This window comes from Micromonospora sp. NPDC051006, assembly GCF_044456245.1.
Lineage (GTDB): Bacteria > Actinomycetota > Actinomycetes > Mycobacteriales > Micromonosporaceae > Micromonospora.
Window position 1 is genome coordinate 403,361 of the sequence record NZ_JBITFP010000004.1, and the last position, 8,731, is coordinate 412,091.

Consider the following 8,731-nt stretch of genomic DNA (forward strand, 5'->3'; position numbering starts at 1 on the left):
GCCCGCCTGACGGGAGGACAGCCATGACCATTCTGATTACCGGAACGACCGGAACGGTGTCCGGGGAGGTGCTGCGGGAGCTTGCCGGCAAGCAGCCGGTGCGGGCCCTCGTTCGCGACAAGTCGCGCGCACCTGACGTCGACGGCGTCGACTACGTCGTCGGTGACCTGGACCGTCCCGCCACGCTGCCAGCAGCGTTCGACGGAGTGACGAAGCTGTGGCTGCTGACCGCGATGGGCCCGCTCGCGCCGAGTCAGAGCATGAACGCGCTGTGGGCGGCTCGCCACGCCGGCGTGCGGCACGTCGTCCGGCTCTCCGCGATCGGCGCGGCGCACGACGCTCCCACCCGCAACGGCCGGCTGCACGCGCTCTCCGACGCCGAACTGCAGCACTCGGGCATCGGGTGGACGATCCTGCGGCCGAGCAACTTCATGCAGAACCTGTTCGGAACCCTGGCCGGGGACCAGCTCTACGGGGTCTTCGGCGAGGGGCGGGTCGGTGTCGTCGACGTACGGGACATCGCCGCGGTCGCGGCCGAGATCCTCGCCGCGCCCCAGCGACACGAGGGCAGGATCTACACGCCCACCGGTCCGGAGAGCATCTCGCTGCATCAGGTGGCGGAGGAGTTCACCCGTACGCTCGGACGCCCGGTGCGGTACGTGCCGCAGAGCCCGGAACAGACCCGCGACGGCCTGCTTCAGGCCGGGCTCGACGAGTGGACGGCGGAGGCGCTCACCGAATACCGGGTCGCCTACGGCTCCGGGTGGGGCGACTTCACCAACGACCATGTCGCCAGCGTCACCGGCCGGTCGCCGCGGAGCATCGCCGAGTTCGTCCGCGACCACCGCGAGCGCTTCGCCGCCGCCTGATCCGGGCCACGGCCCCGAGTTGCCGCCTCCCCGGAAGCGGGCCCGGCGTGGCCTGTGCGCAGGCTGCCGTCGGGCCCGCTGGGGGCCGCGTCCATCTCGCCAACCGTCAGGCGGTGCCGGGCTCGGGCACCGCACAGCCGTCCGGGGTGCAGATGCGGTCGGCTCCGGAGACGACGGGCAGCGGCTGGGGCGTGGGGTGAGCTTCGGCCCATGCCTTCGTGATCGCGGCGAGCAGGTCTTCGGTGCCGATGGCGCCGGGGACGGCGAAGCGGCGGTCGAAGACGAGGAAGGGCGCGCCGCGGGCGCCGAGGCGCTCGGCCTCGCGCTGGTCGGCGGCGACGCGGGCCCGATAGCGGCGGCTACGCAGAGCCTCGGCGGAACCGGCCGGGTCCAGGCCCACCTCGGCGGCGAAGTCGAGGACCTCCTCGGTGGTCCACAGTTTGCGGGCCTGCCCGAAGTGCGCGCGGAACATGGCCGTCCAGATCTCGTTGCCACGGCCCTGGTCGGTGGCGTAGGCGAGCAGTTCGTGAGCCAGGTCGGTCGGGCCCAGCGTGCGATCGACCGCGTGATAGGGCGTCAGGCCCTCCGCCTCGGCGGCTCGCTCGATCGGGCGCAGGACGCGGTCCACGGTCGACGCGGGGGCGCCAGCCATCGCGATCAGCTCGATCTGGCTGACGCCCTCGCGCGGCAGGTCCGGGTGTAGCTGGAACGACCGGTGGATCACCTGCACCTGCTCGCCGTGCCCGAACCGGTTCAGGGCCTGGTGCAGGCGGTGGTCCATCAGCCCGCAGTACGGGCAGACGACGTCCGACCAGAACTCGATCTTCATGGGGTCCTCTCTCATTTCTTACTCGCTGTTCGTAACCCCATCGTGCATTAGAATCGGAGTGCCACAAAAGGCACATTCATGTGCGTAGCGACCGACTGGCGGAGAGGCGGCGAGCATGAGCGCGGAGGATCTTCGACGGAGACGGGCCAACGTCCGGGCGAACGTCCGGGCCGTGCCCGGGCCCTGTGCGCACTGGAACGACGAGGACGCCGATTTCATCCGCGAGGTCCTGGATCTTGTCGGCGACAAGTGGAGCGTATTGATCATCGGTACGCTCGCCGACCGCCCCATCCGCTACTCGGACCTGGCCGACGCGATCCCCGGCATCTCCCAGCGGATGCTCACGCTGACCTTGAAGCACCTGCAGCGCACCGGACTCGTCACGCGAACCTCCTACCCGGAGGTCCCGCCCCGCGTCGAGTACGCCCTCACCGAACTCGGCACCTCGCTCCTGTCCACCGTCCTGGCGCTGGCCGCCTGGTCAGCCGAGCATCACACCGAAATCCGCCGCCATCAGACCGAATATGACGGCACCAGCACAACGGAGAAGCATCGTCCTGCGTGGGAGCCTGACGATGCCGGCGTGGGTCGGTGAGCGGGCCCGGCCGCCGGGGGACGTCGACTGTCCGGAGCTGGGCGATCGACGGTTCACTCCCGTCGTGCGCCGACCCCGGACCGTGGCTGATCAGGGTCACCGGGGCGGTGCAGGTGCTCCTCGAGGAGTGAGTGTCACATACCTACCGCTTCCGGATGCCGTCCGTCGTGGCTAGAACGTGCGTAGCCATTGGCGGAGACGGTCGAGAGGCTCGCGCGCCTCAAGCGGCGGGACGGCTCGGCGCAGTTCCTCGTCGGTGGCGGGGCGGGCATCCAGCGCGGCCTGCCGCAGCAGCGTGCGGTCGGCCCGCAGCCCGCCCATGATCCGCACGTTCATCTCATCGCGCCGCATGACATACCCGTGGCCGTCCTCATTGCGGACGTAGGTGAGCCCGCCGCCGTCCGGAGTGCACTCGGTGGTGCGGAAGCAGATGTCGTCGCTGCCCGCGTAGCTCACGTCCAGCGAGATGGAGACGCTCTGCGCGCCGTTGCCGGTCTGGTCGGCGGGCGCGTAGAGCATGCCGGGCGGGATCCCGGTGACCTGCCCGACGTATCCGGGCACCGTAGCGGCGTAGTACCCGCCGGTCTGCGCCTGGCCACCGCCGAGCTCTTCGGCGGTGGCCAGGCGCAGGCTCAGCGCCGCGGCCCGCAACAGGTCATGGTCGACCGCCGGGGTCCCGACCACCGTGACGTACCGGCGGCCGACGGTCACCTGGTATCCGTGCTGGATCTCGTTGTGCCGGTAGACCAGACCGTCCTTCTCGACCGTGCAGGACCCCCAGGTCAGTCGCGAGTCCTGGGCGGTCGGTTGCGCACACATCTGCTCGCCCGGGCTGAGCCGGTCGTACGCGTTGATGCTGATGTACCGGTCCGGCGGAACAGCCTCCGGGTTCTCGGGGCGGAAGCGCGAGCCGCCCAGCCGGTTGCCGTAGTCGCGATCGTCCGTGGGCAGGTAGCCGGGGATGGCGACCGCGTAGGCGGTCTCCCGGTGAACGCCGGCGACGACCAGCCGTCGCTCGAACTCGTCCGGCGACTCCTGGCGCAGCACCGCCACGGTGGCGCCGGCCAGCACCACGCTCAGGCCGAGCGCGGTGGCGCTGAACTGCCAGCCGCGTAGGAACAGCCCGGCCACCAGGGCGAACGGAACGCCGCCGAGAAGGAACCTCAACAGCGGGTTGCTGCTCACCCCGAGCCCGGCGACGTCGGTGACGGCCCACCCGGCGGCCCACCCGACCGTGCCCAGACCCGTGACGAGCAGCGCCCAGAGCACTCGACGACCGCCGGTCGCCCCCAGGACCGACACGTCACGGGTGGCTGCGATCACCATGATCAGGTACGCCAGGACGGCCACCCCGGCCACGAGGGCCATGACGGCTATCAGGCCCGCCGCACCGGCGAGCGCCGCGACCAGCAGCGCCTGCCACATCATCGGCAGTGCGACCGCCCCCACCGCCCAGACCGCGCCGAGCTGGATCGCGACAACCACCGGCTTCGACGCCTTCAACTGGAGCACCCTCCAATCCTGCCCAGCCGGCCGTGATCGCATAGCCCGCCGCGTACCCGGTCTCGACTGAGTACGGGTACTCAGCGAGCCGCCAGGACCGTCAGGCAGCCGGCCGTACGAATCCGGTCACCATGGCGGCGAGCCCTTCGGCGAACCAGCGGTCGTAGTATTCGGTGGCCTCCGGCGTGTCGACCGCGGTGGCTGAGGTCCCCGGTGGTGTGCCTACCTGGGCGAGGGCGTGGCCGAGCACGAAGACGGCCACCGACTGGACCGCCGTCAGCGCGTGCGGTCGGGGTACGCCTTCCGTGTCGGCTCGGTCGAGGACGACCTGGATGAGCGCGAGTCCGGTGTGGACGTCCATCGGATGGGTTGCCAGCAGGGGTACCGCGCGAGGGTGATTGAGCAGCATCTGACGGTAGGCGGTGGCGAAGGCGGTGAGGCTCTCGGCCCAGGACCGGCCCGGGTCGAGATCGGTGATCGCCTCGGTCGCCAGATGGTTGACGACGGCGGCGAGGACGGCTTCCCGGTTGGGCAGGTGACGGTAGAGCGACATCGCCGCGACTCCCAGCTCGGCGCCGAGGCGACGCATGGTCAGCGCCTCCAGGCCATCGGCGTCGATCACCGCGAGAGCCGCGGAGACGATGTCGTCGCGGCTCAGCTGTGGCGGGCGACCGCTGCTGCGGCGGGCCGGCCGGGGTTCTCCTGTCGTGGCCATCTCCTCATCGTGACAAGAACGGTGGCGGTCAGCATCGCCAGGGTGAGCAGCCCGATGACGGCGTGTTGCAGATCGACGACGACGTCATGGCCGGCGGTGGGCCAGAACCGCAGAGTCCGGGCGTAGTACTCCTGGAATTCCACCCGCTGGCCGGGGTCGGCGCTGCCGAAGTACGGGATCCACCAGCTGGTTACGTGCCCGACGAGGCAGAGCGCGCTCAGCGCGACCGCCGCGATGCGGGACCAGTGCCGATCAAGCGCGACACCCGCCGCGATCAGCAGCGGGAAGGGGTAGTTCGCGACGGCCGCGATCGCGCGATCCCCGGCGGGGATGGCGGCGAGGTCGTTGAGCGGAAACATCGGCACCCAGTCGGTGAGCGCGAGCCAGGCGAGCCAGGCGAGTGGAGCAGCGAGGGCAAGCTTCTTCATCGGACCTCCCGAGTTTGCGTACGACGTAAGCTTACGATGTAAGCAAATTAGGCCGGGGGGGCCGGCAAGTCAAGACGTACGGGGGCGCGACGTCAATCCCGCGCCGAAGCCGGCTGACTCCCTGGAGTTGGGGAACGCAACAAGTTAGACAAGCCGGGTGAGCAGGACGCGGCCGCCCTCGTACACCCCGCCGTCGATGGCGACAACCCGGCCGTCGGCGTAGCGCAGCGCAGCGCGGGACATCCTGCGGCGCTACGCCGAAATACTTGGTGAGCGTGCTGTGCCCGTGCACAAGCACATCGCCACCGAGCGCGCGCAGCATCGCCGACACCGCATCGTCCGGCCGCGCCGACCCTACCCGCCGAGCTGCGAACCCGGTTAACGTTCTTGGTCGGCGCACCAGGCCACGCCGGAGAGGTAGTCCCTCCGGCGCTGCGGCTCGAACTTCTCGATCGCGTACCGCAGCATGACCCGCGGCATGACCCGGTACCGTCGGGCGAGGAACTCCTCCTCCGCCGCCCGGTCACGATTGCCGACCTCACGCAACATCCAACCCACCGCCTTGTGGACGAGGTCGTGCGGGTCGTGCAGGAGCCGTTCGCTGAGGCGGAAGGTCCAGTGGAAGTCGCCGGCTCTGATGAAGGCGAAGGTCGCCATGATGGCGATGCGCCGGTCCCAGACCAGGTCCGACCCGGCCAACCGGTCCAGTACGCTCCGGTCCTTGTCGATCAGCCAGGGGCCGACGATGTACGGCGCGGACGAGTCGACCAGATCCCAGTTGTTGATGCGGTCGGTGTTGGCCAGCAGGACCTCGAATATCTGGCCCCGTTGCTTCTCGTCCCCCTTGGCGAACTTTCGCACCAGGATGAACAGAGACGTCAGCCGCTCCTCGTGCACGCCGCTGGTCAGCAGCTTCGCCGTGTCGGCCAGGGAGAGGTCACGCCAGTGCCGGGTGGCCACTTTGCGCTGTTCCGGCACGGAGACTCCGATGGCCCGGTCGCCCTCGCCGTACCCGCCGGGAAACATCTGCAGAAACCGGCTCAGTCCCTGCGCGCGACGCGGATCGGCGAGGCTGGCGAGTTCCTGACGGACGTCGGCGGTCGTGGCCATGACTCTGCAACCTACCGCGACCCCAGGCTCGTGACCGCGAACTCCCAGACGGGCCGTGCGCGGGGGAGTGGGCAGGTGGACGCTGTCCACTAGGCTCTGCGCGTGTTCACCCTCGTCGAGAAGCTGGCGGAGATCTTCGCCAACTACGGTGCACGCCTGCTGGATCGCCGCAGGACGGGGCGAGACTCGGACGTGGCCCGCCACCTGCTCGGCGTCGTGCTGCTGTTGCAGGACCTGTGTCTGCGTGGCGACAGGGTGCTGACCCTGGCAGGGCAGTTCGGCGACGGCGCCGCCGACGCGGCGACGGAGGCCGAATTCGGCCAGGTGATGGCCGAGCAGGTCGAGTCGGTCGGGAAGCTGCGCCAGGCGATCGATGACTCGCGCATGCTGCTCAACACCGTCGACGCGGGTCTGTACCTCGAGCTGGCGCCCTTCCTGGACGTCAAGTCGGGTCTGCTGACCCGCTGGGAGCAGCAGCGACGGACGAGCACGTTCTCGACCACCACACTGTTCTTCCTACCGTCGGCGGCGGTGGACCGGGTGGCGGGCGTGGGGAAGGAGGGCGACACCCTCGCCGTGCTGTCGTCGGACCGGGCCGACTACGTCATGATCCTGGCCGAGACGCTGCGCGAGACGCGTACGGGCGAGGTGCGGGACATCCGCCGGGTCAACCCGGAGCAGGCACAGCGGCTGCGCAGCGACATCGACGGCGCCCGGGCCGAGCTGGCCCGTGCGCGCGAGCTGTGTGCGCAGGTGGCGTCGTCGGTGGAGCAGACCGTCGGTGCCGACGCGATGGCCAATCTGCGCCGGTCATTGCTGCGCGGTGCTGAGAAAGCCCGGCGTGCGCAGTGACGATCTCCAGCCAGCCTGTCGACGCCGGCGGCCTCAGGTGAGGTCGCGGGTGACCTGGTAGAGCTCCGGGTCACGCGGGTAGACGCCGACCCGGGCCAGGGCGTACGCCCCGATGCCGGTGGCGCGCAGGGTGACCCGCCGGAGGCCGAGCAGCGCAGCCAACTGCTCGGTGTTGAACATCAGGCGCTGGAACAGGCCATTGCCCACCCGGTCGGGAATCCGGATCTCGTCGATGGCAAGGTCGCGATCGGCGAGGACGAACGAGGTCTGCAGGAACGCCCGACGGCCGTCGCTCAACGGGATCCACAGGTCGATGTTGCCACCGCCGTCGGGGTAGAGGGCCACGTCGGCGGTCGCGTCGGGCACGCCGCGGGTGAGGGTGGCGTGGAAGGTCGCCGGCGTGATCGGCACCCAGCGCCGCCACGCCGCGACGAACTCGTCGTTCAGGCCCACCACGCTCAGGCCGGGCTCCAGACGCTGAAAGTCGACCACCTCGACGCGGGCCGCGTCGGGGCGCTCGTCGCGAACCGCGCTCAGGGTGGAGGGCAGATCCGGCAGCTGCGTCGCCTCGGCCAGCAGGCCGTCCCACAGTGGGTCCGGGCGCCACGGCGGCAGGAAGACATCGTCACCGGCCTCCCGCCAAGCCCGGTCCCACCAGCCCACCGCGGCCACCGGCCGCAGCCCGAAGCGGGCCGCGCCCAGAATGAAACAGCGCACGAGCAGGAACGTGCCCGCGAGCCTGTCGTAGTCGATGTGCCCTGACTGCGCCCGACGGCCCTGCGCCTCGGCCTCGCGGAGCATCTCCGTGTAGGCGACGAGCGGCGGCATCTCGGCGACGGAGTACCGCATCCGGGTGTCCAGCACCGTGTCCGGGCTGACGGGCTGGAACACCACGTCGGTCCCGGTGATGATCAGCGGCCACACCTCCGCACCAGCGCCGACCGCGAATTCGAGCGCCGGTGCGCCGTCGGGTGCGTAGATCGGTCTGACCCGCCGCACGTCGTCGGCGACGAAGTGGACGCTGTCGCCGAGCGCGGGTACGTGGACCGTCATCCGGTTCTGCAACGCAGTCGCTCGTACCTCGGGAACGATCGTCAATGCGGCGGAAATCTCGTCGGGGGTCACGCCGAGTCATCGTACGTTTTCCGGGCGGCGACGGGGAGCCGGTGATGAGTCACCCTGCTTGGTGGACCTGCGGCGCGGGCCCCTCAAGAGGGGTCCGTCCGGGGGCGCGTATCCCGTCCAGCAGGATCGTGACGACTCGACGCCACCCGTCCGGCCCCGCGTCGACGCCGAGGCAGTGGTCGGTGTCCAGCGGCGCGCGGGAGCAGATCAGGACGTCCTCCCAGGTCACGTCCGCCCGCAGGTGGCCCGCCGCGCGCGCCCGCTCGGTCAGTCGGGCGACGGCATCCTGCAGTGCGGCGGTCCGCTGCGCGAGCTCGGGCGTCGGTGGCCTCTCGCACGCTGCGGTGACCTCGGCCAGGCCGCGGCTGTCCCGGTGGGCTCCGGCCAGCTCCATCACGAACTCTGCCAGCCCGTCCCATGCGTCCGCGCGCTCAAGGCAGACCTGAGCGGTCTCGCACAGCTCGTCGTAGAGGCCGAGCACCACGTTGTCGAGCAGCGCCTCCTTGGTGCCGAAGCGCCGGTACAACGTTCCTACGCCCACGCCCGCCGCCGTCGCGATGTCCAGGGCTGAGACGTCGAGCCCGCGGGAGGCGATCGCCTCCCGCGTCGCGACGATCAGCTGGCGTCGGTTACGCCGGGGGGGGGGGGGGGCGCCCCCCCCCCGGGGGGGGGGGGGGCCCCGCCGCACGTAACCAAAAACGGACG

The 8,731-nt window shown here is 70.5% G+C and carries 10 protein-coding genes; 3 read left to right on the plus strand and 7 right to left on the minus strand.

The window, feature by feature from the left end:
* Positions 1–23 precede the first annotated feature (23 nt).
* A complete protein-coding gene (locus tag ACIBBA_RS10490; protein ID WP_396695813.1) occupies positions 24–869 on the plus strand; it encodes an NAD(P)H-binding protein in 846 nt (281 codons plus the stop codon).
* A gap of 106 nt (positions 870–975) precedes the next feature.
* Here the strand turns inward: ACIBBA_RS10490 and ACIBBA_RS10495 are convergent, their stop codons facing one another.
* Entirely contained in the window at positions 976–1,713 is a 738-nt protein-coding gene (locus tag ACIBBA_RS10495) for a DsbA family protein (RefSeq protein ID WP_396695815.1), read from the minus strand.
* 100 nt (positions 1,714–1,813) lie between these two features.
* On the opposite strand from ACIBBA_RS10495, the gene ACIBBA_RS10500 reads away from it, so the two are divergent.
* Positions 1,814–2,293, plus strand: a complete 480-nt coding sequence (locus ACIBBA_RS10500) for a winged helix-turn-helix transcriptional regulator (RefSeq protein ID WP_396695817.1) — start codon at positions 1,814–1,816, stop codon at positions 2,291–2,293.
* 171 nt (positions 2,294–2,464) lie between these two features.
* Here ACIBBA_RS10500 and ACIBBA_RS10505 read toward each other — a convergent pair whose 3' ends face one another.
* From ACIBBA_RS10505 to ACIBBA_RS10520, 4 genes are all read right to left on the minus strand, one after another.
* Positions 2,465–3,805, minus strand: coding sequence for a hypothetical protein (locus tag ACIBBA_RS10505; RefSeq protein ID WP_396695819.1), 1,341 nt, complete (start codon positions 3,803–3,805; stop codon positions 2,465–2,467).
* 91 nt (positions 3,806–3,896) lie between these two features.
* Positions 3,897–4,511: a TetR/AcrR family transcriptional regulator gene (locus ACIBBA_RS10510; RefSeq protein ID WP_396695821.1), complete on the minus strand. Its 615-nt coding sequence runs from the start codon at positions 4,509–4,511 to the stop codon at positions 3,897–3,899.
* Positions 4,451–4,939 carry a hypothetical protein gene (locus tag ACIBBA_RS10515; protein WP_396695823.1) on the minus strand — a complete coding sequence of 163 codons (489 nt, stop codon included), beginning with the start codon at positions 4,937–4,939 and terminating at the stop codon, positions 4,451–4,453. Before ACIBBA_RS10515 ends, ACIBBA_RS10510 begins: the two co-directional genes overlap by 61 nt.
* 378 nt (positions 4,940–5,317) lie before the next feature.
* On the minus strand, positions 5,318–6,049 hold the full coding sequence (locus ACIBBA_RS10520) for a DNA alkylation repair protein (protein WP_396695825.1): 732 nt from the start codon (positions 6,047–6,049) through the stop codon (positions 5,318–5,320).
* Positions 6,050–6,151: 102 nt separating this feature from the next.
* Between ACIBBA_RS10520 and ACIBBA_RS10525 the strand changes: the two genes are divergently transcribed.
* Complete coding sequence (locus ACIBBA_RS10525) at positions 6,152–6,901, plus strand: hypothetical protein (RefSeq protein WP_396695827.1); 750 nt, start codon at positions 6,152–6,154, stop codon at positions 6,899–6,901.
* A 33-nt stretch (positions 6,902–6,934) separates the two neighbouring features.
* On the opposite strand, the gene ACIBBA_RS10530 is transcribed toward ACIBBA_RS10525, so the two are convergent.
* Positions 6,935–8,026 carry a hypothetical protein gene (locus ACIBBA_RS10530; RefSeq protein ID WP_396695829.1) on the minus strand — a complete coding sequence of 364 codons (1,092 nt, stop codon included), beginning with the start codon at positions 8,024–8,026 and terminating at the stop codon, positions 6,935–6,937.
* Between the two features lie 49 nt (positions 8,027–8,075).
* Positions 8,076–8,714 carry a TetR/AcrR family transcriptional regulator gene (locus ACIBBA_RS10535; protein WP_396695947.1) on the minus strand — a complete coding sequence of 213 codons (639 nt, stop codon included), beginning with the start codon at positions 8,712–8,714 and terminating at the stop codon, positions 8,076–8,078.
* Positions 8,715–8,731 lie beyond the last annotated feature (17 nt).

What these genes read in the sequence shown, in the direction of transcription:
- ACIBBA_RS10515 (WP_396695823.1), bottom strand. Translation starts at nt 4,939, where the DNA reads ATGAAGAAGCTTGCCCTCGCTGCTCCACTCGCCTGGCTCGCCTGGCTC.
- ACIBBA_RS10495 (WP_396695815.1), bottom strand. Translation starts at nt 1,713, where the DNA reads ATGAGAGAGGACCCCATGAAGATCGAGTTCTGGTCGGACGTCGTCTGC.
- ACIBBA_RS10500 (WP_396695817.1), top strand. Translation starts at nt 1,814, where the DNA reads ATGAGCGCGGAGGATCTTCGACGGAGACGGGCCAACGTCCGGGCGAAC.
- ACIBBA_RS10490 (WP_396695813.1), top strand. Translation starts at nt 24, where the DNA reads ATGACCATTCTGATTACCGGAACGACCGGAACGGTGTCCGGGGAGGTG.
- ACIBBA_RS10520 (WP_396695825.1), bottom strand. Translation starts at nt 6,049, where the DNA reads ATGGCCACGACCGCCGACGTCCGTCAGGAACTCGCCAGCCTCGCCGAT.
- ACIBBA_RS10510 (WP_396695821.1), bottom strand. Translation starts at nt 4,511, where the DNA reads ATGGCCACGACAGGAGAACCCCGGCCGGCCCGCCGCAGCAGCGGTCGC.